Origin of the sequence: Nocardia sp. CA-290969 (genome assembly GCF_050936135.1) — a bacterium.
Taxonomy (GTDB): domain Bacteria; phylum Actinomycetota; class Actinomycetes; order Mycobacteriales; family Mycobacteriaceae; genus Nocardia.
In genome coordinates this window covers 777,983-801,875 of the sequence record NZ_JBNJNJ010000001.1, presented here as the reverse complement: position 1 = coordinate 801,875, position 23,893 = coordinate 777,983, and the positions used below count along the sequence as shown (strand labels likewise).

The 23,893-nt window shown below is 69.5% G+C and carries 23 protein-coding genes and 2 pseudogenes; 10 read left to right on the top strand and 15 right to left on the bottom strand.

Going from position 1 to position 23,893, the window contains the following annotated elements; genetic code table 11:
• Positions 1 to 28 precede the first annotated feature (28 nt).
• Both nrdH and ACQEVO_RS03770 read right to left on the bottom strand, forming a co-directional pair.
• Positions 29 to 259, bottom strand: a complete 231-nt coding sequence (nrdH, locus tag ACQEVO_RS03775) for a glutaredoxin-like protein NrdH (protein WP_280401131.1) — start codon at positions 257 to 259, stop codon at positions 29 to 31.
• Positions 260 to 863: 604 nt separating this feature from the next.
• Positions 864 to 1,430: an NAD(P)H-dependent oxidoreductase gene (locus ACQEVO_RS03770; protein ID WP_432908905.1), complete on the bottom strand. Its 567-nt coding sequence runs from the start codon at positions 1,428 to 1,430 to the stop codon at positions 864 to 866.
• Positions 1,431 to 1,523: 93 nt separating this feature from the next.
• Here ACQEVO_RS03770 and ACQEVO_RS03765 point away from each other — a divergent pair, with 93 nt between their 5' ends.
• Positions 1,524 to 2,243, top strand: a complete 720-nt coding sequence (locus tag ACQEVO_RS03765) for a TetR/AcrR family transcriptional regulator (RefSeq protein ID WP_432908903.1) — start codon at positions 1,524 to 1,526, stop codon at positions 2,241 to 2,243.
• 11 nt (positions 2,244 to 2,254) lie between these two features.
• On the top strand, positions 2,255 to 3,079 hold the full coding sequence (nadE, locus tag ACQEVO_RS03760) for an ammonia-dependent NAD(+) synthetase (RefSeq protein ID WP_432908901.1): 825 nt from the start codon (positions 2,255 to 2,257) through the stop codon (positions 3,077 to 3,079).
• 17 nt (positions 3,080 to 3,096) lie between these two features.
• On the opposite strand, the gene ACQEVO_RS03755 is transcribed toward nadE, so the two are convergent.
• From ACQEVO_RS03755 to moaA, 4 genes are all read right to left on the bottom strand, one after another.
• Positions 3,097 to 4,380: an RNA polymerase sigma factor gene (locus ACQEVO_RS03755; protein WP_432908900.1), complete on the bottom strand. Its 1,284-nt coding sequence runs from the start codon at positions 4,378 to 4,380 to the stop codon at positions 3,097 to 3,099.
• A 181-nt stretch (positions 4,381 to 4,561) separates the two neighbouring features.
• Positions 4,562 to 5,275 carry a YciI family protein gene (locus tag ACQEVO_RS03750; RefSeq protein ID WP_432908898.1) on the bottom strand — a complete coding sequence of 238 codons (714 nt, stop codon included), beginning with the start codon at positions 5,273 to 5,275 and terminating at the stop codon, positions 4,562 to 4,564.
• Between the two features lie 570 nt (positions 5,276 to 5,845).
• Positions 5,846 to 6,088 (bottom strand): MoaD/ThiS family protein, encoded by a 243-nt coding sequence (locus tag ACQEVO_RS03745; RefSeq protein WP_432908897.1) that lies wholly within the window; start codon positions 6,086 to 6,088, stop codon positions 5,846 to 5,848.
• Positions 6,081 to 7,139: a GTP 3',8-cyclase MoaA gene (moaA, locus tag ACQEVO_RS03740; protein WP_432908895.1), complete on the bottom strand. Its 1,059-nt coding sequence runs from the start codon at positions 7,137 to 7,139 to the stop codon at positions 6,081 to 6,083. Before moaA ends, ACQEVO_RS03745 begins: the two co-directional genes overlap by 8 nt.
• A 164-nt stretch (positions 7,140 to 7,303) precedes the next feature.
• Here moaA and ACQEVO_RS03735 point away from each other — a divergent pair, with 164 nt between their 5' ends.
• The 4 genes and pseudogenes from ACQEVO_RS03735 to ACQEVO_RS03720 all read left to right on the top strand — a co-directional run bounded on the left by ACQEVO_RS03735 (position 7,304) and on the right by ACQEVO_RS03720 (position 10,393).
• The gene (locus tag ACQEVO_RS03735) at positions 7,304 to 8,527 is read left to right on the top strand and encodes a molybdopterin molybdotransferase MoeA (RefSeq protein ID WP_432908891.1); all 1,224 of its coding nucleotides are present in this window, start codon (positions 7,304 to 7,306) and stop codon (positions 8,525 to 8,527) included.
• Positions 8,524 to 9,024, top strand: a pseudogene (gene moaC, locus ACQEVO_RS03730) (cyclic pyranopterin monophosphate synthase MoaC); the annotation flags it as partial. The gene ACQEVO_RS03735 and the pseudogene moaC, both read left to right, overlap by 4 nt.
• Positions 9,025 to 9,426: 402 nt before the next feature.
• Positions 9,427 to 9,945: pseudogene (locus ACQEVO_RS03725) on the top strand (molybdopterin-binding protein); the annotation flags it as partial.
• Entirely contained in the window at positions 9,938 to 10,393 is a 456-nt protein-coding gene (locus ACQEVO_RS03720; protein ID WP_432908890.1) for a molybdenum cofactor biosynthesis protein MoaE, read from the top strand. The pseudogene ACQEVO_RS03725 and the gene ACQEVO_RS03720, both read left to right, overlap by 8 nt.
• Before the next feature lie 45 nt (positions 10,394 to 10,438).
• Here the strand turns inward: ACQEVO_RS03720 and ACQEVO_RS03715 are convergent, their stop codons facing one another.
• Positions 10,439 to 11,500: a CobW family GTP-binding protein gene (locus ACQEVO_RS03715; protein ID WP_432908888.1), complete on the bottom strand. Its 1,062-nt coding sequence runs from the start codon at positions 11,498 to 11,500 to the stop codon at positions 10,439 to 10,441.
• Between the two features lie 236 nt (positions 11,501 to 11,736).
• Here ACQEVO_RS03715 and ACQEVO_RS03710 point away from each other — a divergent pair, with 236 nt between their 5' ends.
• On the top strand, positions 11,737 to 12,108 hold the full coding sequence (locus ACQEVO_RS03710; RefSeq protein WP_432908886.1) for a hypothetical protein: 372 nt from the start codon (positions 11,737 to 11,739) through the stop codon (positions 12,106 to 12,108).
• 57 nt (positions 12,109 to 12,165) lie between these two features.
• On the opposite strand, the gene ACQEVO_RS03705 is transcribed toward ACQEVO_RS03710, so the two are convergent.
• From ACQEVO_RS03705 to ACQEVO_RS03680, 6 genes are all read right to left on the bottom strand, one after another.
• The gene (locus ACQEVO_RS03705) at positions 12,166 to 12,627 is read right to left on the bottom strand and encodes a PaaI family thioesterase (protein WP_432908884.1); all 462 of its coding nucleotides are present in this window, start codon (positions 12,625 to 12,627) and stop codon (positions 12,166 to 12,168) included.
• Positions 12,628 to 12,651: 24 nt separating this feature from the next.
• Positions 12,652 to 13,926 carry an MFS transporter gene (locus tag ACQEVO_RS03700; RefSeq protein WP_432922311.1) on the bottom strand — a complete coding sequence of 425 codons (1,275 nt, stop codon included), beginning with the start codon at positions 13,924 to 13,926 and terminating at the stop codon, positions 12,652 to 12,654.
• A gap of 625 nt (positions 13,927 to 14,551) precedes the next feature.
• Complete coding sequence (locus tag ACQEVO_RS03695; RefSeq protein WP_432908883.1) at positions 14,552 to 16,339, bottom strand: GMC family oxidoreductase N-terminal domain-containing protein; 1,788 nt, start codon at positions 16,337 to 16,339, stop codon at positions 14,552 to 14,554.
• A 267-nt stretch (positions 16,340 to 16,606) separates the two neighbouring features.
• Entirely contained in the window at positions 16,607 to 18,265 is a 1,659-nt protein-coding gene (locus ACQEVO_RS03690) for an alkaline phosphatase D family protein (protein ID WP_432908881.1), read from the bottom strand.
• Between the two features lie 276 nt (positions 18,266 to 18,541).
• Complete coding sequence (locus ACQEVO_RS03685; protein ID WP_432908879.1) at positions 18,542 to 19,270, bottom strand: hypothetical protein; 729 nt, start codon at positions 19,268 to 19,270, stop codon at positions 18,542 to 18,544.
• Complete coding sequence (locus ACQEVO_RS03680) at positions 19,267 to 19,875, bottom strand: hypothetical protein (RefSeq protein WP_432908877.1); 609 nt, start codon at positions 19,873 to 19,875, stop codon at positions 19,267 to 19,269. Before ACQEVO_RS03680 ends, ACQEVO_RS03685 begins: the two co-directional genes overlap by 4 nt.
• Before the next feature lie 469 nt (positions 19,876 to 20,344).
• Here ACQEVO_RS03680 and ACQEVO_RS03675 point away from each other — a divergent pair, with 469 nt between their 5' ends.
• The 3 genes from ACQEVO_RS03675 (at position 20,345) to ACQEVO_RS03665 (ending at position 22,366) form a co-directional block, all read left to right on the top strand.
• Positions 20,345 to 20,758, top strand: coding sequence for a hypothetical protein (locus ACQEVO_RS03675; RefSeq protein ID WP_432908876.1), 414 nt, complete (start codon positions 20,345 to 20,347; stop codon positions 20,756 to 20,758).
• 136 nt (positions 20,759 to 20,894) lie between these two features.
• Positions 20,895 to 21,758, top strand: coding sequence for an SDR family oxidoreductase (locus tag ACQEVO_RS03670; protein ID WP_432908874.1), 864 nt, complete (start codon positions 20,895 to 20,897; stop codon positions 21,756 to 21,758).
• A gap of 101 nt (positions 21,759 to 21,859) precedes the next feature.
• A complete protein-coding gene (locus ACQEVO_RS03665; protein ID WP_432908872.1) occupies positions 21,860 to 22,366 on the top strand; it encodes a hypothetical protein in 507 nt (168 codons plus the stop codon).
• Position 22,367: 1 nt separating this feature from the next.
• Here ACQEVO_RS03665 and ACQEVO_RS03660 read toward each other — a convergent pair whose 3' ends face one another.
• Entirely contained in the window at positions 22,368 to 23,057 is a 690-nt protein-coding gene (locus ACQEVO_RS03660; RefSeq protein WP_432908870.1) for a TetR/AcrR family transcriptional regulator, read from the bottom strand.
• 45 nt (positions 23,058 to 23,102) lie between these two features.
• Entirely contained in the window at positions 23,103 to 23,879 is a 777-nt protein-coding gene (locus ACQEVO_RS03655) for a hotdog domain-containing protein (protein ID WP_432908868.1), read from the bottom strand.
• Positions 23,880 to 23,893 lie beyond the last annotated feature (14 nt).

Sequence of the window (23,893 nt, the reverse complement as noted above, 5' to 3'; positions counted from 1 at the left end):
TGCGCTACCGCCTCCGGGCCTGACGCGCTCAGGCGGCGACGGTGGCCAGTGCCTTGATGCGATCCGGCCGGAAGCCGGACCAGTGCTCGTCACCGGAGACGACGACGGGGGCCTGCAGGTAGCCGAGGGCCATCACGTAGTCGCGGGCATCGGCGTTCTCGGAGATATCGACGACCTGGTATTCCACCCCGGCCTTGTCGAGGGCCTTGTAGGTGGCGTTGCACTGGACGCAAGCGGGCTTGGTGTACACGGTGATCATTCGAGTCCCTCTCTCCTGTGCCAATGTGCGGTGTCTCGCGGTCTCGTCGTGACGGACCGCCGCCTCCGGATCGAGCCCTCCGCGTGACTGATCCACAGCCGGATATTCCGTCTATGGGGGCGCGGTGCCGGCACGATCGGATGATCCTGCGCAAACTCCGAGGACCAGCCCTGAAATGCCTCGTCCGGGCCGGTTCCACCCATCGCCGGCGGGTTCTTCACACCGCCGCCTTCGGGTACCGATGACACTACACCTAGTGGCCGACATTCCGAAACAACACGAGATGTTGCGAGTCACAACCATGTGATTTCACGGCTGTAAGCCGCAGGACAGCGTAGCGACACGCCGAATTCACCGTGGTCCAGATCACAATCGGGCGAGTCCAGTTCTTTTTCAGCAAACGCATGAGCACCGCCAGTCACACCAGTCGCCACAACCCCAGCAAACTCGTGAGTCCCCGCGGAAACCGGCCCTGACACCGCAACGCCGAGGGCCGCCCCGTCATAGACGGGGCGGCCCTCCGAAAGCCGAGATACCGAACACAACCCGACGGCCCTATACGGTCACACTCCGCAGCATCTCCGGACCCGGCTCATTCCTGCGATCAGGCGTCGACCAGTTCGCTCGCGGCGGAGATCAGAGCCTTCAGCGCCTCGGCCAGTTCACGCTGAGTATCGGCATGCTCACTCGGGTGGGTGGCGCCGAAGGTGTCACCCCAGGTGGCGAAGTGCAGATGCGCCTCGTCGACAACCTTGCCACCGGCGATGCCGACGGACTTGACCGCGTCGCCGTGTGCCCACTTGGCGGCATTGGGGCTGATGGACCCGCTCAGGATCGCGACCGGCTTTCCGCTGATCGCACCGGCACCGTAGGGGCGCGACAGCCAATCGACCACATTCTTCAGCACGGCGGGCAGCGTGCCGTTATATTCCGGGGTGATCACCAGCAGACCGTCGCTCGCGCCGACCGCGTCGCGCAGGGCCGCGGCGGTGGCCGGAACCGAACCCGCAACGTCGATGTCCTCGTTGTAGAACGGAATCTCGCCGATACCCTCGTAGATGGAGATGTCGACACCCTCGGGCGCGGTGGCGACCGCGGCCTCGGCGAGCTGCCGGCTGATCGAGGCGGCACGAAGGCTGCCGACGAGGACGACGATACGGGTCTGGCTCATGTTCTCTCCTGCGGTACTAGTTGTGTGATGATCGCACTGCCCAGATCAACCGGACCACGGTCCGCTACATTCCCCGGAGGCTTCTCCCCCGCCGTGAACTACGACACACCTCGTCCGGGACCGGCGGATGCCGACCATCCCGGCGGCGAAACCCAGCCCTCCGCGGCGGACGCACCTTCCGTCGTATCGATACGGCCGCTGCACCCGATCGGCCCGCGCCTGCCCGGCACCGCGGAACCGGCCGAACGCGCCGATGCCGCCCGCAACCGCCGCCGGCTGCTCGATGCCGCCCGCGACCTGGTCCGCGAACACGGCGTGGACGCGCTCACCATGGACGCCCTCGCCAAACGCGCGGGCGTCGGCAAGGGCACCGTATTCCGCCGTTTCGGCAACCGCACCGGCCTGATGTACGCGCTGCTCGACCATTCCGAGGCCCTGGCGCAAGAAGCCTTCATCTTCGGCCCGCCGCCGCTGGGGCCCGGCGCCCCACCGGTGGACCGTCTCATCGCCTTCGGGCGGGCCCGCCTGCTCGATATCGAAGTGGAGGGCGAACTGCACCGGGCGGCCGAACTGGGCTCACCCGAAAGGCATTACACCAGCCAGCCGTACCGGGTGCTGAAAACCCATGTGGTGATGCTGCTGCGCGAAGCCGCGATCCCCGGCGACACCGGGCTGCTCGCCGACGCGCTACTGGCTGCGCTCGGGGCCGGGCTTGTCCTGCACCAGATCCGCACCCTCGGCTACACCCGCGAACAGGTCGCCGACAACTGGGAAGCCCTGGTTCGCCGGGTCGCCGGACGCGCGGCGCAGTAGAGTGATCCGGCATGGGAAACCTGCGTGATCAGATCATCGCCGAACTGGGTGTCCAGCCGAGTATCGAACCCAAGGACGAGGTACGTCGCCGCGTCGATTTCCTCAAGGATTATCTGCGCGCCACCCCCGCAAAGGGTTTCGTCCTCGGTATCAGCGGTGGTCAGGACAGCTCGCTCACCGGCAGGCTGTGCCAGCTGGCAGCCGAGGAGGTGCGCACCGAAGGCGGCGAGGCACGGTTCGTCGCGGTCCGGCTGCCCTACGGTGTGCAGGCCGACGAGGCCGATGCCCGGGTCGCCATGACCTTCGTCGCACCCGACGAATCCGTGGTCGTCAACGTCCGGCCGGGCGCGAACGCGGTGGCGGCCGAAGTGGCGTCGGCGCTGAAGATCGGCAAACTCCGCGATTTCGTGCGCGGCAATATCAAGGCCCGGGAGCGGATGGTGATCCAGTACGCCCTCGCCGGGCAGGAGAACCTGCTGGTGGTCGGCACCGATCATGCCGCCGAAGCGGTTACCGGGTTCTTCACCAAATACGGTGACGGCGGCGTGGACATCACCCCACTGACGGGTCTGACCAAACGCCAGGGCGCCGCGCTGCTCCAGGAACTGGGCGCGCCGGCACGGCTGTGGTCGAAGGTGCCGACCGCCGACCTCGAGGACGACCGCCCCGCCCTGCCCGACGAGGAAGCGCTCGGGCTGCGCTACAGCGAGATCGACGACTACCTGGAAGGTAAAGACGTCACCGCGGAGGTCGCCGAACGGATCGAATCGGTGTTCGCCGCGACCCGGCACAAGCGGACCGTCCCGGTCACCCCGCTCGACGACTGGTGGCGCTGACCGCTTCGGCCGGCACCCTAGCGCCGGCCGGTCTCCGGCATCGGGCGAACGCCGAGTCCGCTCGACTCGACCTCGTCCAGCCGGCGCCGCAGATAGCGCTGCGCCCCCTCGTTTCCGGCGGCTGCCAGCGCGGCCCGGTAGCTCTGCGCGGCTTCGGTGTACCGCCCCGCCCGCCGGTACAGATCGGCGCGCGCGGCCGCTATCGGCTGCCCGCCGGCCACTCGGCTGTCCGGCGCGAGCTCGTCGAGCGCCCGCAGGCCCGCGTCCGGACCGTCGCGAAAGCCCAGGGCGATCGCCCGGTTCACCCGCACTGCCGGTGACGGCGTGTAGCCGAGCAATTCGTCGTAGGCGGCGACAATGGCGGGCCAGTCGGTGGCCGCCCAGCTCGGCGCGACGGCATGTGCCGCGGCGATCCGGGCCTGCGCCAGGTACGGCCCGCCACCCGCGGCCGCGACCAGTAGGCAGTTCAACCCGGCCCGGATCGCCCCGCGATCCCAACGGCTGCGGTCCTGCTCCGCCAACGGAATCAGCGCGCCGCCGGAGGTCCGGCGCTGGGACCGGCGGCTGTCGGTGAGGAGCATGAGCGCGAGCAGCCCGTGCGCCTCGGCCCGTACCGCACGCTCCCCGACCGGTAGCAGGGCGCACAGTAGCCGCCCCACGCGCAGCGCCTCGTCACACAGTTCGTCGCGCACCGCGACCGGGCCGGCAGTGGCGAAATAGCCCTCGGTGAACATCAAGTACACGACCGCGAGCACCGTCGGCGCGCGTTCCGGCAGCAGATGCGCCGGCGGGACCCGCAACGGAATCCCGGCCTGGCGGATCTTGGCCTTCGCCCGGCTGATCCGCTGCGCCACCGTCGCCTCCGATTGCAGGAAGGCCCGGGCGATCTCCGCGGTCCGCAGGCCGCACACCAACCGCAGGGTCAACGCCACCCGGGACTCCGGGGCCAGTGCGGGGTGGCAGCAGGTGAAGATCATCCGTAGCCGGTCGTCGGGCAATTCGCTCACCTCGATCTCCGCGGGAACCGGCGCCGAGAGAACGGCCTCGTGTTCCTTCCCGAGGCGGGCGGTCTCCCGGCGCAGCCGGTCCAGGGCGCGGCGGCGGGCCGTCGTGGTGATCCAGGCGCCCGGATTCGCCGGGACACCGTCGCGGTCCCAGGTCCGTAACGCGATCGCGAACGCCTCCTGCACCGCGTCCTCGGCCAGGTCGATATCCCCGGTGAATCGCGCAATGGTGGCCACGGCGCGACCGAACTCGGCGCGGTACACGCCGTCGAGATCGACCGCCCGCTCACCACTCATACCCGCTCCGCAACCGCCTCCGGGCCCGGCCCGCTCACACTCGGCCCACCAGGCACGAGCCGGGAACCTCCGTCGCCACGCCGCGCTGCCGCTATCGGGCCCACCCCGCTCCCACCCTGCCCATCGCGCACAAGCGGGAGCCCTGGGCGGTGACGCCGCGCGACCGCCGCCGGCAATCCCCTCATCCCGGGAGATCCACGATTTGCCGGACCTCAGTACCGCCTCCTGGGCCGATCGGCATCTGCGCGGCGATCTCCGTGGCGGCGCGGCGATCCGGGGCCGTGAACAGGTAGAGGCCCCCGACCACCTCGGCGGTTTCGGTGAAGGGTCCGTCGGTGAGCAGCGGTGCACCGGCGGAGCCGCGCACGGTGGTCGCGGTCGTGGGCGGTTGCAGGGCTCCGCCGGCGCGCAGCACCGGCCCGGCCTGTGCACCGAACCGCTCGTGCTCGGCGACGGCCGCATCCCATTCCGGGGTGCCCGGCGTGAGCACCGCATCCGCTTGCTCCCACAGCAACGCCATCCACCAGTCCGGTCCGGGCTCGTCGTGGGGCCGCCACTGGACCAGCGGACGCAACTCCACCGATCCCGTCGCCACGGCCGGCAACTGCCGGGCGAGCTCGATCGCCGCATCCAGATCGGCCACATCGAACACGTAGAAACCACCGATCACCTCGGCGTGCTCGGCGAACGGTCCATCGGTCACCAGCGTGTCCGCGCCGTTGCGGCGCACGGTGACAGCGGCCTCGGACGGATACAGTGCGGCGCCACCGGCGATGACCTCGGCGACCCTGGCGTCGAACGCCGCGTACTGTTCGACCTCCGCGTCGAATTCCGCCGAGCCCGGTTGTGCCGCGGGTTCACCCTCGTTGCCGGTCAGCAATGCCAGGTAATACATAACGTCATCCTTCCGCGTACCGGAGGGGTCCGATACCCCTCTCACCGAAACGACGATCGGCAATACGGATCCTCGACAGGACGAAAGAATTCCGGCCGGAGAAATCCCTGCGCGCGTAACTCCGGACGCCCGCGCAGACCAGGCCGGCCGGGCTTCCTGGCCGGCGCTGAGCAAACCGGCGGCGGTGGCCACATTCGCCCGGACCGGCGTCGATGCGCTCGCCCCAGGAGAATGCCGCGCGCTCGGGCCGGACGAACCGTTCACGCGTCGACCTCGGCCACGGGAGCCCCCGGGCTCCTCGAACCATCAGGCCGGGGCCTGGGTTCCCCAAGCCACAGGGCCGGGCTTCCTGCCCCGGGCCACAGGTCGAGCTTCTCGCCCCCGGGCCGCAGGTCGGGCGGAACCACCGGGCCGCGGGGCCGGGCTTTCTCCGGACCCCGGGCAACAACCTCGGACTTCCGGAGGCGCCCGGACCGCGCCCACACCACTATCTCGGGCACGGTGATCCGCCGGGCTCCGTGCCCGGCCGCGGGGAGTGCGGCTCGGGGTCTGCCGGTATCGGACTCTGTACTAGCCGCCGGCGAAGGGGGGCAGGACGTCCACCCGGGGGGTGAGCGCGGCCGTGGTGTCGCGGGTCAGTTCGTCACCCACCAGGTAGGCGCAGACGGCGAGCATCTTGTCCAGGTCGGGACCGTAGGCGGCGGCCAGGTGAGTGCGCAGATCGGCGACGGTGGCGCCGGGCGGTAGATCCAGGGTTTCGGCGTCTTTCCCGACCGCGTCGGCGATGGCGGCGAAATACCGGACCTCAACCACCTATTGCTCCCATCGTGCGTTCCGGCGGCACGAAGCCGGCGGCATCGATACCGTGACCCGCCCATTTCTGCCACATCGCGCCGCGCCACAGCTGGGCGAGCTCCGCATCGCTCGCGCCCGCGCGCAGCACACCGCGCAGATCGAACTCCTGATCACTGAACAGGCAGGATCGGAGCATACCGTCGGCGGTGAGGCGGGTGCGGTCGCAGGTATCGCAGAATTTGCGGGTGACCGAGGCGATGATGCCGACGGTGGCGGGGCCACCGTCCACCAGCCAGGTCTCGGCGGGGGCGGACGGATCTTCGCGGCCGGCGGCGGTGAGCCGGTAGCGGGTACCGAGCACTTCGAGCAGTTCGGCCGCGGTCACCATATTCGCCCGCGCCCATTCGTGGTCGGCGTCGAGCGGCATCTCCTCGATGAACCGCAGCTCGCAGCCCTCGTCGAGGCACCAGCTGAGCAGATCCGCGGCGCCGTCCAGGGTTTCCCGCATGAGCACCGCGTTCACCTTCACCGGCGCGAGCCCGGCCGCACCGGCGGCCCGGATACCCGACAGCGCGGATTCCAGCCGGTCGCGGCGGGTGAGCCGGGCGAAACCGGCGCGGTCCACGGTGTCGAGGGAAATATTGACCCGGCTCAGCCCGGCCTCCGCCAGACCCGCCGCCCGGTGCCGCAATCCGATCCCATTCGAGGTCATCGCCAGCGGGATCTCCGGGACCGCCGTATGGCATCCGGCCACGATCTCTTCCAGATCGCGTCGCATCAGCGGCTCCCCGCCGGTGAACCGTACTTCGCGAATTCCCAGCTCACGCACCGCGAGGGTGACCAGCCGGACGATCTCGGCCGCCGTGAGCAGTTCCTCCGCCGGTATCGCGGGCAGACCCTCCTCGGGCATGCAGTAGGTACAGCGCAGCGAGCATTTCTCGGTAATGGAAACCCGCAGGTCGCGCGCGGTGCGACCGAAACGGTCCACGAGCAGCGGCGTCTCCGGACGCCCGGTCATCGAGGGGCGCCCGGACCGCACAGTGGGTATCCCCATATCGACCAGCGTCACACCCCCATTATGGCCGCCGGGCCGCCACACGTAACCCTCCCGCACAGGATCACCGCATAATGCCCGGCCCGGCGGTCGCGCGGGCGTGGCGGGCAACCGGTGGTGCCCGCGAACGACGGGCAATACGGCGGCGCCCGCCCGGCCGCCGCCATTAGTCTGAGCGCATGATCTCTCGGCCCGCCAGTCCCCCGGTCCGGTCGGCGGACGACTACCGCGACACCATCGAACAACTGTTGCGCCCGCTGGCCGCCCGGCCCGTCGACACCGTGCCGGTGGCCGACGCGCTCGGCCGCCAGCTCGCGGCGGATACGCACGCGCCGATCGATCTGCCGGTATTCCGGAATTCGGCGATGGACGGGTACGCGGTGCGGGCCCGGGATGTGGCCGTCACACCGGTCACGCTCCCGCTGGCCGGGGTGGTGGCGGCCGGCGATCCGGGCCGGCAACCGCTCGCCCCAGGCACCGCGCGCAAGGTGATGACCGGCGCACCGCTGCCCGACGGCGCGGATTGCGTTGTCCCGGTGGAGGATACGACCACCGAGGGCGATACCGTGCGGATCGGCCGGGGCCGCGCGGCGGGGGAATTCGTCCGGGAGCCGGGCAGCGATGTGCGGGCCGGTGCGCAACTGGTGGCCGCCGGGACGACGGTGGCGCCGCGGCATATCGCGGCGTGCGCCGCGGCCGGGGTCGCGCGGCTTCCGGTTTTCGGTCCGGTGCGGGCGGTCGTCATCAGCACCGGCGACGAACTGGTCGCACCCGGCACCGCGCTGCGGCCCGGGCAGATCTACAACTCGAACGGGATCGCGCTGGCCGCCGCGCTCACCGCCAACGGGATCTCGGTGGCCGGGGTGGAGCACAGCGGTGACGATCCCGCGCAGTTCCGCCGGCTGCTGCACGCCGCGACCGCGGCCGCGGATCTGGTGATCACCACCGGGGGTGTGTCCAAAGGCGATTTCGAGGTCGTGCGGGAGGTGCTGATCCCGCTGGGCGGCGATTTCGGTCCGGTGGCGATGCAGCCGGGCGGGCCGCAGGGGCTGACCGTGGTGGACGGGGTGCCGGTGCTCAGTTTCCCGGGTAACCCGGTGAGCGCGGTGGTGTCGTTCGAGGTGCTGGCCCGGCCGATCCTGCGCCGGCTGGCAGGGCTGGGGCCGGTGCCGGAGTACGAACTTCCGCTGCTCGGCGCGGTCCGGCGGTCGCCGGAGGGGCGGCGCCAGTTCTTGCGCGGCAAACTGGTGTGGAAGGGCTCGCAGCCGCGTGCGGTGGAGGTGGTATCCGGGCCCGGATCGCATCTGGTCGCGAGTATGGCGGCGGCCGATGTACTGATCGATATCCCGGCGGAGGTTACCGAACTGCCCGCCGGGGCAACTGTGCGAGTGTGGACGTTATGAGCGATTTGTCGCATGTGGATTCCGAGGGCCGCGCCCGGATGGTGGATGTGAGCGGCAAGGCCGACACCACCCGGATCGCGGTGGCCGGCGGGGAGCTGGCGACCACGCCGGAAGTGGTCGCGCTGGTGCGGGCCGACAACATGCCGAAGGCCGATGTGCTGACCACCGCCCGGCTGGCCGGGATCGCGGCGGCCAAGAAGACCTCGGAACTCATCCCCTTGTGCCATCAGCTCGCGCTCTCCTCGGTGAAGGTGGAGTTCGGTTTCACCGATTCGGCGATCACGATCGAGGCGTCGGCGAAAACCACCGGGCCCACCGGGGTGGAGATGGAGGCGCTGACGGCGGTGGCGGTCGCCGGGCTCACCCTGCACGACATGGTGAAAGCGGTCGACCCGGCCGCGGTGTTGAACGGCGTACGCCTACTCACCAAGGAGGGGGGTAAACGAGGCGTCTGGACCCGTCCCGACGTCCCCTCTGAGGCCACACTCCAGGCCGCAGGCGCGCCTGAGGCCCGCACCGCGACCGGGGACTCCTCGCACCCACCAACGCCTGATACCGGCACCCGGGCGAACCCGGGCAGCACCGGCGACAACCCACGACCACACACGACCGGCACCGAGGCGAACATTCCCGGCAACAGCCACACGCACGGCGATGACTCCCGAGTGCACGCACCTGCCACCACTACCGCGGAACACATTCGCGACGAGACCCGCAGGCCCCCGGCCGATACCCCGGCGCACGCCGCCGCACCCACCGGCAGCCGCGCCGACGCCGTCGAAACCCGGACGCGGACAATCGGTACCGATCCCGGGGCGCATATCTCGGGCACGGGTACCGAGGCACACGGCCACATCGGCGAGGTCGGAGGGCACGCGCCCGAGACCGGTGCGCGCGGTACCGCCACCGTGGTGGTGGCCTCCACTGGGGCGGCAGCGGGGACTCGTACCGATACAACCGGGCCACATTTGGTGGCGTGGTTGCGTGGCCTCGGCTTCACGACGCGCGGCCCGCTCGTCTATCCGGACGCCGATATCGCGGATGGGCTGGCCGAGGCCTTGCGCACCGCTCCCGACCTGGTGGTCACCACCGGCGGAACCGGTGCCTCACCCACCGACCACACCCCAGAGGCGACCGCCGCGCTGCTGGACCGTGAGCTTCCGGGGGTGGCGGAGGCCATTCGGCTGCGCGGTACCGCGAAATTCCCGCTGGCGGCGCTCAGCCGCGGCGTGGCGGGGCTGGCCGGACGGTCGGTGGTGGTGAATCTGCCCGGCTCACCGGGTGGCGTGAAAGACGGTATCGCGGTGCTCGAACCGCTGCTGGCGCATCTGCTCGCGCAGGTGGCCGGCGGCGGGTCGCATGAGAACGGTTTTGTGGCACCGCGTGCCGAGAGGGGAAACGAGAGCGCTCATGCCTGAAGAATCTGCACAGCCGCCGGGTACGACCGGTGGCGTCCGGCTCGCCGAGATCAGTGACGGCCCACTGGATCCCGCCGTCGTGGACACCGCGGTGCGCGGGCCGAGTTACGGCGCGGTCGTCGTATTCACCGGCGTGGTCCGCGATCACGACGGCGGGCAGGCGGTATCCGCCCTGGAATACTCGGCGCATCCGCAAGCGACCCGGTTCCTGCGCGAATGCTGTGCCGCGGTGGCGGAATCGACGGGTCTGCCGGTCGCGGCCGTGCACCGGGTCGGGGATCTGCGGGTGGGTGATCTGGCGATCGTCACCGCGGTGGCGGCGCCGCATCGCGCCGAGGCGTTCGCGGCGTGCTCGGCGCTGGTCGACCGGATCAAACACGAGGTGCCGATCTGGAAACGGCAGATGTTCGCCGACGGCCTGTCCGAATGGGTGAACGCCTGCGGTTGACCGCCGCCCCGGGGCAGTACCGGGGGCGGATCCGGCGTCCGTGTTCTACGCTCCCCCGGCGACCGTATCCGATTCCGTGACCTCCGCGGGAACGTAGCGCCAGACTCCGAGCAGCTCCTGCTCGGGCAGGGGTTCCGGGCCGGCGTGCACGGTCTCGCCCAGGCGATCCAGTACCGCGCGGGTGTCCAGGCCGGTACCGATCAGTACCAGTTCGGTGCGCGGGGTACGGCCGCGGCGCACCGGTTCCAGGGTGATCGCGCGTCCCACCAGATGCACCACGAAACGGTCGGCGTCCGGTACCGCGAACGTTACGAAACCCTTGGCGCGGAACAGTCCCGGCGGCGGGTCCTCCAGGAACGCGATCAGGCGGCGCGGATGTACCGGGGTGCCGGTGCTGAACACCGTGCTGGTGTATTCGTCGTGCAGGTGCCGGTGGTTTTCCTCGTCGTGGTCGTGGTGGTCGAGGAGCAGTTCGTCGAGGCTCAGCTGCTCACCGGCCCGTGGTACGGCCGGGTCGCGAGGGTCGAACAGCAGGCCCGGGTCGATCCGGCCGCGGGTGGTGGCGTACACGGGCGCGCCCTCGGTGATCGTCACGAGTTCCGCGCGCAGCCGCTCCAGCTCACCGGCGGCGAGACGGTCGACCTTGTTGAGCACCACCAGGTCCGCCAGGCGCAGATGGCTCGCCAGCTCCGGATGCCGCTCGCGGGTGGCGGTGAACTCGGCGGCGTCGACCACCTCGAGCAGGCCGCCGTAACGGATTCGGGGATTCTCGCTCCCCACCACCATCCGCACGAGATTGCGCGGTTCGGCCAGGCCGCTGGCCTCCACCACGATCACATCGATACCGGCCCGTGGATCGGTGAGCCGGGTGAAGAGTTCGTCGAGTTCGGTGACGTCGACCGCGCAGCAGACGCATCCGCTGCCCACCGACACCATCGCGTCGACCTGTCCGGCGACCAGCATGGCGTCGATATTGACGGCGCCGAAATCGTTGACGATCACGCCGATCCGGGTGCCGCGGTGGTTGTGCAGCAGATCGTTGAGCAGAGTGGTCTTCCCGGCGCCCAGGAAGCCGGCCACGATCACCACGGGTATGCGCTCAGCCACGCGACCACCCTACTGAGTGCCGCGCGCCGAACCCGCCCCGGGGATTCGAAAAGAATTGGTTTCGTTTCAAATTCCGCCGGGGGCGCATATCCCATTCACCGGTTCGATTTCGTGGAATGTCGCAGAAAACTCGTGATTCCGCGGAAATCGGTATGCCGATTCTGGTAAACGTGCCGGGGAGATCGCGGGGAATCTCGTTGCAGAACAGTTGAAACAGAATTATCTAGGAGTATCGAATGCGTGCAGGCACGTTGCTGGTCGCCACAGCGCTGCTGTCGGCGGCGACCGTGCTGGGCAGCGGTAGTGCGGCGGCCGAACCCGCCGATTTCATACCGAACGACGGCGTCTACCGGGTCGGCGTGGATATGCGGCCCGGCGTCTGGGAATCACCCGGCCCCGTCGACCCGGCCAAGGGCTGCGATTGGCGGCGCCTGTGGCGGATCGAGGGCGACAACACGAATATGCAGTACATCATCGAGAACAACTACACCAAGTTCGGGCCGATCCGGGTGACCGTGAAACCGACCGATGCCGGTTTCCGCACCAGTAATTGCGGTCCCTGGCGGATGGTGCCGCCGGCACCGCCCAGCGGCTCGGCCGGCTTCTGAAACCTGTACGGCCCGGCCCCCTGCGCCGGGACCGGGCCGTACGGCGGCACACCCGGCTCAGGGATGTGCGCGCAACTGATACAACCCCTCGGTTTCCGCGACCACCACACCGTCGGTATCGGTGAGTACCGCACGCAGCGTGAAATCGGCCTTACCGTGGGCCGCGGCCTCCGCGGATATCCGCTCGATCTCGCTGTCGTCCAGGGTGGCCTGCGCCCGCACCGCCGTGGTCGCCGGTTTGCGGAACGCGATCCGCAGGTCTTTCACCAGCGGATAGAACTTCGCGGTATCGAAACTGGCCACGGCGATGGCGCCGCCCAGGATCTCGCCGACGGTGAACAGCACCCCGGCGTACATGACGCCGAAATGGTTACCGTTGCCCTCGACGGGCACCGTGGCCACCGCATGGCCGCGCCGCACCTCCTCGGCGTGCACACCCATCCGGTGGGCCACCGGGATGGTGTGCTCCAGCGCCGAGTTCACGACTTCGGCGATGGGCGGATTGCGGGTTTCGCTCATGGCGGCGTGGGCCCTTCCGGGGTGTCAGGCGACGGATTGTTTCTCCGTGGTGGCGGGTGCCGGATCGGCGGCGTCGGGCACCTCGGTTCCGCGCAGTGATGTCCCCGCGGTCTCCCGCAGGAACGCCCAGGCGACCAGGCCGACGAGCGCGGCACCCGTCATGTAGATGGCGGGGAACAGGTTCCAGCCGGTGCCCTCGATCACCGCCTCGTTCACCAGCGGCGCGGTGCCACCGAACACCGCGGTGGACACGTTGTAGCCGAGCGCGAAACCCGCGTAGCGGACGTGGGTCGGGAAGATCGCGGGGAAGGTCGCGCTGATGGTCGACAACTGCGGAACGTACAGCAGCCCCAGCACCACGAAGCCGACGATCGCCCAGCCCGTGCCCTGACCCATCAGCCAGTACATCGGCACGGCGAGTACCGCCAGGCCCACCAGCGAGAACAACCACATGGGCCGACGGCCGACCCGGTCGGAGAGCCGGCCGAAGAACGGCACGCACAGCATCATGATGACCTGTCCGATCAGCATCATCGCGGTGGTGGTCGACTCCCCGACGCCGATGGTGTTCTGCAGGTAGGTCGGCTGGTAGGTGAGCAGCGTGTAGTTGGCCACGTTCAGCGCCACCACGAGACCGAACAGGATCAGCACCTCGCGCCAGTACGTGGAGAGCAACACCCGCAGCCCGCTGTCGGGATGCTCCGTCTCGTTCACCTCGGTGAACACCGGCGATTCGTCGAGCCGGGTACGCAGGTACCAGCCGATGGCGCCCAGCGGGATCGCGATCAGGAACGGGATCCGCCAGCCCCAGTCGTGCATGGCGTCGGTGCCGAGGATCAACTGGAACAACAGCACGACCGCCGAACCTCCGACGAACCCGCCGAGCGTGCCGAACTCCAGGAAACTGCCGAAGAAACCGCGCCGCTTGTCCGAGGCGCATTCGGCGAGGTAGGTGGCCGCGCCACCATATTCGCCGCCGGTCGAGAAACCCTGCACCACGCGCAGCAGGATCAGCAGGATCGGCGCGAGTACGCCGACCTGGCTGTGCGTCGGCAGTACACCGATCAGACCGGTCGCCGCCGCCATGAGCAGGATGGTGGTGGCCAGGACCACCTTGCGGCCCACCCGGTCGCCGAGCGGACCCCAGACGAGCCCGCCGAGGGGGCGGAGCACGAAGGAGATGGCGAACCCGAGCATGGTGCCCAGGGTGCCGAGCTCGCCGGGGAAGAAGGCGTCGGTGAGGTAGGTGGCCGTCGCGGCGTAGACGCCGTAGTCGAACCATTCGGTGGCGTTACCCATCGCCGAGGCCGCCACCGATCTCTTGAGATGCGGCGATTGCGGTGGCTCCTCCAGATGAGCCACTTCGCGGTGCTTGTCGAGTTGTGGTGCTTCCGGCTGCTGCTCCGTCACGGTCAGTCCTCTCCGGCGTGCGCGGCCGAGTCGGCCCGGCCGACCCATGATGTCGCGCCCGCCGGCGACCGGGTTCCGGCGAGTATCGACCACAAACCGTTACCCGGGATTTGCCCGAGGTAAACGCGAGCCCGCTGTGGAGCCCGGCGGTCAACCGCTCCGATCAGCTACTTTCCAGCTTATGTGAAGGCGGTCACGGGGTGCCCGTACCGACCCGCCGCAACCTCGGGAAGGTGCACCGCCGCCGCCCACGCGGGCTGTGCACACCTGCGGTCCGCGCCGGATCAGTTGCCGCAGATCCACGCCTTCCACGTACTGCATGGCGATCCACGGGCGCGGTCCGGGCGACTGCGGGACCTGCGGTGATGCGTACGGGGCGGCGGCGGAGCCGATCGGCGGTCCACCGGGCCGGCATCCGACCCCGGCGACGGCGGCGGCGCGCCGACGCTCAGCCGGTGGCGTAGATACGCGATCCCGGGTAGGCCGGTGGCCCGATCCGGGCACCACCCGCGGATCAGCGCACTTGTTCGCCGACCCCGGCCTCCGGACGCTCGCGGTGGTTGACCTCCACCAGGGGCAGGCGCAGGGCGGCGGGCGCCGAGACGGGCACCACCGGGGCGACCGGAGCGACCGGAGCGATGCGCCGGTACGGCGACCCCAGCGGTGGGCGCGGGTCGGCCTGCCCCTTGTTCGGCCACAGCGCGACGGCCCGTTCGGACTGGGCGGTGATGGTGAGCGAGGGGTTCACGCCGAGGTTGGCCGAGATGGTCGAACCGTCGATCACGTGCAGGCCGGGATACCCGTAGAGCCGGTGGTAGGCGTCGACCACACCGGCTTCAGGGCTGTCGCCGATTACGCAGCCGCCGATGAAATGGCCGGTCATCGGGATATTGAACACACTGCTGAGCGGCCCGCCCGGCGTTCCGTCGATCTTGCGTGCGACCCGCCGGCCCACCTCGTGCCCGGCGGGGATCCAGGTCGGGTTGGGGGCGCCCTCGCCCTGGCGGGTGGTCATCTTGCGTTTGAACAGCCCACGCTTGGTGTAGGTGGTGATCGAATTGTCCACCGACTGCATCACCAGCAGGCCGATCGACTGCTCCGACCAGTGCCGCGGATTCTGCACATGCGGCATCTCACGACGATGCCGCCACATCTCGCGCAGCCACAGCCGGCGTTTGGAGACGCCCGGCTCTTCGCTGACCATGATGCTGCCGAGCAGCGCGATCACATTGCTGCCCTTGCCGTAGCGCACGGGCTCCACATGGGTGTCGCCGTCGGGGTGGATCGACGAGGTGATCGCCACCCCCTTGGTGAAATCGCTGTCCTTGACGCGGCTGCGGATGGCGAGCAGTTCCTCGGAGTTGGTGCGCGAGAGGTATCCGAGCCGGCCGGAGATATCGGGCAGCGACCCGGAATCACGCAGTTTGTGCAGCAGCCGCTGGGTGCCCAGCGCAGCGGCGGAGAAGATCACCTGTTCGGCGGTGAAGGTGGTGCGCTTCTTGCGCACCCAGCGTCCGGTGGTCACGGTCCGCACGGCGTAACCGCCGTCCGGCAGCGGTTTCACATCGGTGACCGTGCGCAACGGGTGCACCTCGGCACCCGCCCGCTCCGCCAGGTACAGATAGTTCTTCACCAGGGTGTTCTTGGCGTTGTGCCGGCAGCCGGTCATACATTCGCCGCAGTGGGTACAGGTGCGCCGCGCCGGGCCCACCCCGCCGAAGAAGGGGTCCTCGACGTCCTCGCCGGGGCGGGCGCCGGGGCCACCGAAGAACACACCGACCGGGGTGCGCTGATAGGTGTCGGCCACCCCCATCTCCTCGGCGACCTCGCGCAGCACCCGGTCGGTGGGAGTGGTCGCGGGATTCGTGGTCACGCCCAGCATGCGCTTGGCCTGGTCGTAATAGGGGCCGAGCTCGTCTTTCCAGTCGGTGATATGTGCCCACGGCCCGTCGCGGAAGAATTTCTCCGGCGGTTCGTACAGCGTGTTCGCGTAGACCAGGGAACCACCGCCGACTCCGGCGCCGGCCATGATCAGGGTGTCCTTCAACAGCGCCAGCCGCTGGATACCGAAGCACCCGAGGAAAGGCGCCCACAGGTACTGCCTGGCACGCCAGGACGTTTTCGCGAATTCGTCGTCGGCGAAGCGGCGCCCGGCCTCGAGGACACCGACCCGGTAACCCTTCTCGGTCAACCGCAGGGCACTCACGCTGCCACCGAATCCGGAGCCGATGACGAGCACGTCGTAGTCGAAGGTCTGGCCGGGCCCGGCGTCGGTGCCGGGGCTCGTTGCGGAACTGGACATTCTTCCGAGACTATGGCCTGGATCACGCCCGCGGGCACATACCCGCGGACAGAAAATCGGCACTTTCGGCCAACCTCCGCGGCGCGGACCGGCGACCGGAGCTACCGAGCACATTCGGCCGGCCGTACCGATACCGGAGAACTTCGGCTCCCCGGGCCGCGACCGCGAACCCAGGGCGGCGCTCGATGAGCAGTGCGCGCACGGGTTCCTCGGGTCCCGGCGAACTCGGGCGGCCCGGCCGGCCGGACACCGGCAGCGCTGTGCGGCTCAGCGACCCGCGTCGATCGCCGGTTCCGGTCCGGATACATCCACCTCGGGCGGAACGGGCGGCGGGCCGGGGTCGGCGGCGGCCAGGGCGCCCGGCCGGCCGTGTTCCACCACGAAGCTCGCCCGGGTGACCACGGGAGCGCCGGGCTCCCGGACGAACGGGACCACCCGGAAATCACTGCGCCACAACCGGTGGTCGACTTCCACGCGGACATATCCCCGTTGCCCGTTGAAGAACTTCATATCCGGATTGGCGGCCAGCAGGGTCCGGCCGCGCGGCGTGAGATCCGCGCCGTCGCGGCCGGTGGTGATCGAGGTACCGGTGAATTCGGTGGCCACGACGGGCGATTGCGGATCCCGGTAGTCGCCACGGATATCGACGACGTAGTTCTCGTGCCGATCACCGGTGAGCACCACCAGATCGCCCCGGCCCCGGGCGGCGGCCGCGGCCAGCACCGCGTCGCGGTCGGCGACATAGCCGTCCCAGGCGTCGGTACCGACCGCGACGGCCGGGCCCGGGTCGTAATCGGATTGCGCCATCGCGACCTGGTTGCCCAGGATCTGCCAGCGCGCCGGCGAGCGGGTGAGCCCATCGATCAACCATTCGCGCTGTTCGGCGCCCAGGATCGTCCGGTCGGCGGCGAACCTGTCCGCGCAGTCCACCACGAGGTTCGCGCCGTCCCCGCAAACCAGTGGCGAACGATACTGGCGCGTATCGAGCATCGTCAGATCGGCGAGTGAACCGAAGGTGTAGCGGCGGTGCATCCGGGCGTACGGCCCGGCCGGCAGCTGGCCGATCCGCAGGGGCAGATGCTCGTACATGGCCTGGAACGCCGCTGCCCGGCGGCGGCGGAACAGGGCGGGCAGCAGGTGGATATCGATTCCCGCGCCCGGCTCGAAACCCGCCCAGTTGTTGTCGATCTCGTGATCGTCGAACGTGCAGACCCACGGAAAAGCGGCATGTGCCGCGCGCAGCTCCGGCTCGGCCTTGTACTGCGCGTAGCGGAGTCGATATCCGGTGAGATCGGTTGCTTCGGCCCGCAGCGTCTCCGGTATCCCGACCCCCACCCGCCCGCGCGCCCATTCGATTTCGTAGATGTAGTCGCCGAGGTGCACCACCAAGTCGAGGTCTTCGTCGCACAGATGCCGGTAGGCGGTGTAGTAACCGGAACTCCAGTGTTGACAGGAGGCGAACGCGAACCGCAACCGGTCCACCCGGGCATCCGCGGCGGGCGCGGTGCGGGTGCGGCCGACCGGCGAGACCGCCGACCCCGCCCGGAACCGGTAGAAGTACCACCGATCCGGCGCCAGACCCCGCACCTCCGGGTGCACGCTGTGCCCCAGTTCGCGGGTCGCCACGGCGCTGCCCCGGGCAGCGATCCGCCGGAACTGTTCGTCCTCGGCCACCTCGTACTCGACGGTGACCGGCGCCAGCCCGGTACCACCCAGCCCGTCGGGCGCGAAGGGGTCGGGAGCCAGGCGGGTCCACAACACCACACCGTCGGGCAGGGGATCGCCCGAGGCGACTCCCAGCGAGAAGGGATCACCGAGCAGCCGGGGCGCCCGGAACGGCGCACTGCTCACCAGACCCGCCCCGGCCAGCATCGCGACGGCACCGGCCGACCCCGCATGCAGCAATGCGCGACGGGATAGGGGCATGGATCAAATTATTGCCTGTCCCCCGTAGTTCGGCGCCGCGGCCCGGGTAACCACGAGCAGGCACGTATCACGGCGACGGTGATCTGCCGCTCGCCGTCGGAGCGGCCACCGGTCGACTCGGCCGCGGGCCGGTGTTCCGTACCGGCCCGCTCGTCTTCGGCACCGCCTCGCCCGGGTGGCCCGCCTCCCGGACCGGTGCCGGCCATCCGGCCGCCGCGGCCTGCCGTTCGAGCGGCACCCGGCCGGTCGCCGGAAGGGACCGACCGGGCCCGGGACCTACAGATCAGCGAAGCACACCACGAACCGGCGCTGGTCGTAGACGAAACCACGATCGGCCGAGGGGCAGGCGTTCACGCTGTTGGTATCCGGCAGGATGCTGATCACCTGCACCCCACCGGGTGCGCAGTCGGTGCGCTGGGGCTGATCGCCCGAGACATCCGCGCAGCTGCCGACGACCCAATCGATATCGAGGCACAGGGTGGTGTCGGCGATGGTATGGGTGGTGTCACCGTCGGCGGGACAGGCGGTTCCCACCGGACCGGCCGCGGACACCTTGTACCGGGATTCCGCACTGCCACAGGGCGCTTCGGTGACCTCTTTCTCACCGAACCCGCTGAGGCATTCCCCGGCCACCACCTCGACCTTCGGCGGCGCCTGCTTCGCCTCCTTGTTGGCCTCACCGGCGGTACCCAGGACCTCCGGCGTGGTGGTCGGCGGGGCACTCGGCGATACCGTAACCGGCGGTGGGGCGGCCGGAGCGCCGGAGGTCGCGGTGGTACCCGCGACCGAGGTGGTGCCCGCGGGGCTCGGCACCGCCAGATCCTGGGTGCTCTCCTCCGTACCACCGGCGGTGGCCATCAGCGCGGCGATACCGATACCGAGCACGATCGAGGTCACCACGGCCGCGATGGCGATCGCCGCCGCGGTCGCGCCGACCCGAGCGCGTTTGTCCTGCGGCGAGAGCTGCGGCTGACCGCCGTCCTCGCCCGATACCGGTTCGGTCACGGCTCGCCGCGCAGGACCGCCGTCACGGCGTCCCCGAACGACTGCCCACCGGTGATGTAGCCGCCGGCGACCGCGCCGACGACCAGCCCGATCGGACCGGTGATGATGCTCAGGAAGCCGAGCCCGACGAGCGCGCCGAGCAGACCGCCGAGCACCGCGCCGACCGCGACACCGGCGACGTTCTTCTCCAGTTCGGAGGTCAGCCGGGCCATCGAGCTCACCGGACGCATCTCACCGATGTTCTCGGCGGTGACGGTCGGGGTCAGTTCGAGTGTGCTGCCGTCCGCGCTGATCTCGTGCGCCACGGCCATTTCGCTGCCGGAGATCTCGTATTCCAGCGGCACTTCGGCGACGACGGCGCCGCTGACGGCCTTCAGGATCGCCTTGGCGCCGTCGGGGGTCAGTTCGAAGCTGCCGTTCTCGACGGCGGTGGTGATGGTCTGCGTCTTCTGGTCGACGCTGGTTTCGTAGGCAACGCCCTGGTCGACGCCTTCGCTCTTGATCTCGGGAGCCGGCGCCGCCGGTTCGGCGTGCACGGTCGCGGCCGAAATACCGACGGCGGCGACAGACAGAAGTGCGGTTGCGGCGAAAGTGCCGAACTTCATGACGTTCTATTCCTTCTCACGTGGACCGTCCGAGCCCGGGCGGCTGCGATTTCAGTTCGCGCACAGGACCATACCGATATTCGGACTTCACGTGCACATCCGAATTTAAGAGGAAAATCAATACTTTTAAATTGCTGGTGAATAACCGAATTCTCCGGCCGAAATTCGGCCTAACCCCCGAAGTGCAACGGTTATACCTTCTTGCGATATTCGCCGCGGGCGATTCGCCGGGACACCAGCACTCGCCCCGCTATCACCGCGCGCCGATAACGTTTACGCACCGTTATCCACCAACAGCCCCGTAATCGTTACACCCGCGCCGCAATGTCGCGTTTCGTCCGGCGCGGAGTACCCGATTCGTGACCCGCCCACACACTTCGTGACCGTCGCGCACTGTGTCCCGTGATCCGCAGCTGCTGCACTACTTACCAGGATGTCCGCCGCACCGCCGATACGACCGGAGCCTGCCATGAACACTTCGGGAAGTCTTCGATCCGGGCTCACCGCCTGCGCGCTCGCCGCGGCGGTCACCTTCGGCTCGCCGACCACCGCTTCGGCCGCCGTGACCGATATCGGCGTCCTCGGCGGATTCGGTCTCGGCTTCCTGCAGTACGGCGTCGGCTGCACCTACACGGTGGCGGCCACCGGCGCCCCCGGCGATCGAGTCGCGTTCACGGATCTGGTGAACGGGCAGCCGGGCGGCACCTTCGGCCCTGTCGTGGAGGAGGAACCCGGCGTGTTCAGCGCGGATTGGGACCCTGCCGTCACCGGCCGGCACACCCTCTCCGCCGGCGGCGTCTCCACGGTGGTGAACGTGGCGACCGGCTACGACTTCGGCATCATCTGCTTCACCCTGCCCGAGCAGGTGCACCTGCCGTTCTGACCTCCGTGATTCCACCCCGGAACGGCCCACCGGTACCGCCCTCCGGAACCCGCGCTTGACATGCCGCCGACTTTTGACAGACTCCGACGAAATCGCCCGGCGCAGCGGCGCGCCGGGTAGGACGAAGGGATTTCGGATGGGTGTCTACGCGGTCACCGGGGCAGCGTCGGGTATGGGACGAGCCGTCGCCGAGAAGCTGACGGCCGAAGGGCACCGGGTGATCGGCGTCGATATCCAGGAAACCGATATCGTCGCCGACCTGTCCACCGCCGCGGGCCGGCGCACGGCGATCGACGCGGTCCTCACCGCGGCGGACGGCCGGCTCGACGGCGCGGTGCTCGCCGCGGGTCTGGGTCCGGTCCCCGATCCGGCCCGGCTGCCGGTGATCGCGGCCGTGAACTATCTCGGCGTGGTCGATCTACTCGAGGGCTGGCGCCCGGCGCTGGCCGCCACCGGTGCCGCGCGGGTGGTGGCCTTCGGCAGTAATTCGTCCACCACGGTGCCCGCGGTACCGAATCGGACGGTGAAGGCGTTCCTGGCCGGCGATACCGGACGCGCCGTCCGGAGTGTGAAGATCTTCGGCTCCCAGGCGGCGCCGTTCGTCTACGCCGCGTCCAAGATCGCGGTGAGCCGCTGGGTGCGCCGCAACGCCGTCCGGCCGGAATGGGCCGGCGCCGGTATCCGGCTCAATGTCATCGCGCCCGGCGCGATCCTCACTCCGCTGCTGGAACGCCAGCTCGCCACCCCCGCGGAGGCCAAGGCGATCAACGCCTTCCCCGTGCCCACCGGCGGTTTCGGTAAACCCGAGCACATCGCCGACTGGGTCTGCATGATGCTCTCCCCCGCGGCCGAATTCCTCTGCGGCAGCGTACTGTTCGTCGACGGCGGCACCGACGCCTACTTCCGCCCGGACGACTGGCCGCGCGCCGTCCCACTCCGCGCAATCGTCGGCTACCTCCGCAGGTTCCGCGGCTTCGCCGCCACCCGCCGAGCGGGATAACACCGGGGATATCACCGTAGGAATACTCATGCCCGGCCACCCCTGCCCGCGACAGACTCGATCCGGGAACCGAATCGGCCGAATGGGTAAGGGGAGATCCGATGACGTGGGCAAGGGCGTGGGCGGTGAGCACCGGGGTCGCGATCCTGCTGATACCGCTCGTGGTGATCGCTGTGCGAGTGCAGATCTCGATGGGCTGGATCTTCGCGTTCGTGTTCATCTACGGCGCGCCCATCTGGCTGGGATGCTTCGCCGCGCAGCTCTGGATCGCGCTGGAGCTGTTCACTCCGGACAGCGCGTTCCACCTGGGGCCGCGGAGCTCCCGGCGGCTGGTCTACGGGTTGCTGTGGGTGTACCTGGCGACGCTCACCTTCTTCTGCCTGTTCATGTCCGACGGCGGCGATGCCGACGACTGGCAGTCGCCGGCCGGGCATTTCCTCGGGGTCGACGGTTACAACGGCAACACGCCCGAATTCTTGTGGCGGGCCGAGGCCGTGGCGATGCCGAGCCTGCTGGTGAGCTGGGGATCCCTCTTCGGGGCAGCGGTCGTCTACGGGGTGACCGTCCTCCGTTACCGGCGCTCCCGGACCGGATCCGCGGCACGGTAGGTCACCGTGCGCCGGGCAATTGCAGGGCGTTGAACCAGATCCAGTTCAGCGTTTCCAGCAGCGTCTCGAAACCGATCTTCTCGCCCTCGACGAATACGAGCGAAGCCATCCTGCTGACCATGCTCGACAATGCCAGTGCTGTCACCCGGGCGTCCAGGTGCGCGGCGACCGAACCGCGGTCCTGCAGGTCGCGGATCAGGGCGGCATTGCGGTCGATGAAGGCCGCGGCCCGTTCGGCGCGCAGGGCGGCGAACTGCTGATCCACCCGGGAAACCTGCTCCAGCGCGGCCATCAACCGGGCGTTGCGGCGATACGAGCGCAGATACTCGCGGTTCGCGGCGGCGATCCAGTCGCGTGGGTCGTCGCTGCCCGCGCGGGCCCGGACGTGCGGATGCAGCATCTCGTCGCGCACCTGGGCGACGACCTCGGAGAAGATCTCTTCCTTGCTGTCGAAATGGGTGTAGAAGGAACCCGAGGCCACCCCCGCGGTGCGGGTGATATCGCTGATCCGGGCATCGACGAACCCGTCGGATTCGAAAACCCGGCGGGCAGCCGCGACCAATGCGGCACGGGTCCGGATACCGCGCCGGCTCTTCGGGGCGGGACGCGGTGATCCCCCCGCGGCCGGTGGGGCCGTCCGCACAGGGTCGGTCACCGTGCCCGCAGCAGCGTCTTCTTCCTGGGCGTTCACGGTCTACTCGCTGTCGTCGAAGGGTGTCTGGATGCCGCGGGCCGCTCAGGCGGGGAACAGGCGGCCCGTGGCGAGGGTTGTGATCCGGTCGTCGTTACCGGCGTCGCGCAGCGTGGCCCGGCCGACATCGGCGCGCAGGGTCGCGTCGGCGACCACCGGGCCCACCCGGGCCGGCTGCAGATAGCGCAGGCCGAGGGTGCTCAGGGTCGCGCCCGGAGCCAGCGACAGGATCGCCTCCTCGGCGGCGAGCGCGATCAGGCCGCCGTTCACGGTGCGGGAGGCGTTGAGCCCGTCGTCGGTGCGCGGCAGCACCGCGGTGCCCGGTGCGCGCCGCTCACAACCCGCCCGCTCGGCCAGCGGGACGGCGAGCAGCTGATCGGAAACGGGCATATCGATACTCAGCCCCTCCGGCAACCGCAGCTCCTCGTTCGGCGACACCATGAACGACCCGCCACCGAAGGCGAACGGTTCCCCGTCCACGGTCCACTCGACCTCGGCGACGAACACCGAACGCCCCGCCTTGATCTTGCGGCCCACCGCCCGGACCTCACCACCGGCCGGCGCGGGCCGGTACAGGTGCACATCGAGTTCGAGGGTCACCGGAACACGCGGCCCCAAGGTGAGCGCGGCAAGCAGGCCGGTCACAGTATCGGTCCAGGTCGCGAGGACGGAGGTACGCAACCGCTCGGTCCCGGGCACGTACATCTGCGGGGTGATCGTGGCCGCACCGTGCAGTTCCTCGCCCACCAGCGTGGTCGCGAAACCCAGCTCCAGCAGAATATGCCGCCTCCGCTGCCGTTCCGCTCCGGTCTCCACCGTCATAGGTTTGCCTCCTC